Annotated in this window: 1 pseudogene; it reads right to left on the bottom strand. The window is 32.5% G+C overall.

Annotated elements, in window-relative coordinates:
- Positions 1–1,304 (bottom strand): annotated as a pseudogene (locus ACGH46_RS10975) (hypothetical protein); the annotation flags it as partial.
- Between the last annotated feature and the right edge of the window lie 497 nt (positions 1,305–1,801).

Genomic DNA, 1,801 nt, shown 5'->3' with positions numbered 1-1,801 from the left:
TGATCTTCTAAATTAAGTGAACCTTTCTTATCAACGTTATAGTTAGATTTTTCGCTAAAGACATTCTCGGCTTTCGCGTTCCAAGAACCACCAGTTATATTGGTGTTTCCTTCATAAGTATGTTTACCACTAATAAAGTTATCACCAGAGACGACATTGACATCCCCATTTCCATCAATATCCCAGCCTACTTGATAATCAGTGTTAGTATGATTAATATTTAATTTACCACCATTTCTTAATCCAACTTTTGGCGTATCAATAGAACCTGCTTTTTCAGCGGCTTTTCCAACTTCGCCACCGATATTAAGAGCGCCATTTTGTTCAACTCGAATACCGAGATCCTCACCAGATTTATCGCCTTTTTGAGTTTTGATGGCTGCATCATTTGCAACGGTTAAACTAGCAGAATGATTACCACCCTCATTGACGATAATTTCAGACATCACGTTCAATTGAGAATTTTTACCATCAATTAATACTTTACCATTTCTGATAGCTAGCTTGTTGTATGTACCTGCATCACCATCAGCAATATTTAAACTACCACCATTGGTCACATTAATTTCACCATAGCCATCTTTATCAGCTGATTGCGTTCCTACTCGCATACCACCTGAATTAAAAGCAGAACCTTCACCGTCAATATTAATAATCGCAGTTCCATTACCACTTGCGACAAATGTAGCTCGAGATGAATTAATAACACCACCATCTAAAATATTAACTACAGCCTTACCGTCGCCGGCAATCCCCATATCTTGTGAGTTAACTTGATTTATTGTACTGCCTTTACCTGATACAGTTAAAGTTGTATTAGAAGTGCTAGAATGACCTATACGTAATGAAGACCATCCAGTATTGGTAAAAGTGCCGCCATTAGTAATAAGAATATTAGCGTTACCTTGAGATCCTAAATAAGCATCACCAGTAGAGTTAATGAAATGACCATTGTCGAGTGTAAATTGAGCAGAAGTATCTACATCATGTGCCACTATAATTCTATTAATTTTTAATGTACCATTATCACTAATTGTTAAATGTCCATTTTGACCAATGATATATTCATCATTGCTGACTACGCCATTAGGCAAAGTTCCAGTGTCATCACCTTTAATAATTTGATTGGTATCTATATTAACACGTGCAGCAAAAGCATTGCCGGAAGATAAAACAGATAAAGCCCCAAGAATTGTGGCATTAATTAATACTGATTTAGTTTTTTTACCTCTTCCTCTGGCTAATTCCGAAACTGCCAGACTAATTCCTTGTCTATTTTTCAAAACCTTATAAATTTTATTCATTTGTTAAATTTCCTTCATTTTACAATATTAAACATAGTCACTAAGATTCAAGAGACTTATGTAAAAAACATTATTGATCGGATTAAGCGATCAATCAACATTTAATCTATCGAAAATTTCTAATAAAAAGCGTAATATAATTATAATTAATTGTTTTTTTGTTAATTGTAAGTTAATGTAAAGTTAATAAACTGATTATTTTTGCACAAAATTTTCATATTCTGCGTTAAAAATACATAATCAATTAGCAATCTTTTTTTTCAATATATTGTTCATGTTATGATTTTTTTTAGACTAAATTCTTTATTTAGTCAGTGCTAAATATCCCCTTTTTCAATTTAGTTTGAATCACATATCTTTTTTCTATAAAAAAGCAGTACTAAATCGTACTGCTTTGTATTTACTAAGATATTACTATTGTTAGAATGAATAATTTAAACCTAGTTGTCCACCAATTCGTGAATATTTATCTGAGCCAAATCGAGTATCAAGTTGAG

This window comes from Gilliamella sp. CG22 (genome assembly GCF_046635725.1).
GTDB classification, from domain to species: Bacteria; Pseudomonadota; Gammaproteobacteria; order Enterobacterales; family Orbaceae; genus Gilliamella; species Gilliamella apicola_I.
The sequence above is the reverse complement of the archived record's forward strand: the minus strand, read 5'-3'. Positions and strand labels throughout refer to the sequence as shown.